Source organism: Arcobacter sp., from assembly GCF_050300555.1.
Taxonomy (GTDB): Bacteria; Campylobacterota; Campylobacteria; order Campylobacterales; family Arcobacteraceae; genus Arcobacter.
Genome location: NZ_JBNKXY010000132.1, coordinates 1 through 723, shown reverse-complemented (window position 1 = coordinate 723; position 723 = coordinate 1). Strand labels below are relative to the sequence as shown.

The 723-nt window shown below is 26.6% G+C and carries 1 protein-coding gene; it reads left to right on the top strand.

Going from position 1 to position 723, the window contains the following annotated elements; all coding sequences use genetic code 11:
* On the top strand, positions 1 to 704 hold a 704-nt coding region (locus ACQY5W_RS13135), incomplete at its 5' end, for a sensor histidine kinase (RefSeq protein WP_428025426.1).
* Between the last annotated feature and the right edge of the window lie 19 nt (positions 705 to 723).

The following is a 723-nucleotide window of genomic DNA, read 5'->3' as shown; positions in this document are numbered from 1 at the left end:
GTAAAATGGCAGCTATGGGTGAGATGATAGGAAATATTGCTCACCAATGGAGACAGCCTTTATCTGTAATTTCTACTGCATCTACAGGTATTAAATTAAAAAAAGAGATGGGAACACTAGGTGAAGAAGAGTTACTCTCTACAATGGATAATATAAATGAATCTACTCAATATTTATCCCAAACTATTGACGACTTTAGAAACTTCTTTAATCCAAATGAACAGAACCTTTCAATGGTTAATATTAAAGATATTTTTGACAAAACATTTAATCTACTTAGTCCTCAATATGCATCAAAAGGTATAACTATAATAAAAAGTATTGATGATATCACTTTTATGACTTCTAATAATGGGCTAATTCAAGTATTGATTAATATTTTAAATAACTCTAGGGATGTATTATTAGAGAAAAAAGAAGAGAAAAAATATATTTTTATAAACGCTTTTAAAAAGAGAAATAATTTACTAATAGAGATTTATGATAATGGAAATGGAAGAGATGAAACTATAATTAACAGAATATTTGAACCGTATTTTACTACCAAACATAAATCACAAGGTACGGGAATAGGTCTATATATGAGTCAAGAGATTGTTGAAAAACAATTAAATGGTGAAATATTAGTTGAAAACTATAAGTATAATTATGAGGGTAAAAATTATAAAGGGGCTAAGTTTACAATTAAGATATCTCTATCTTAATTGTATAGTTTTATTTTTT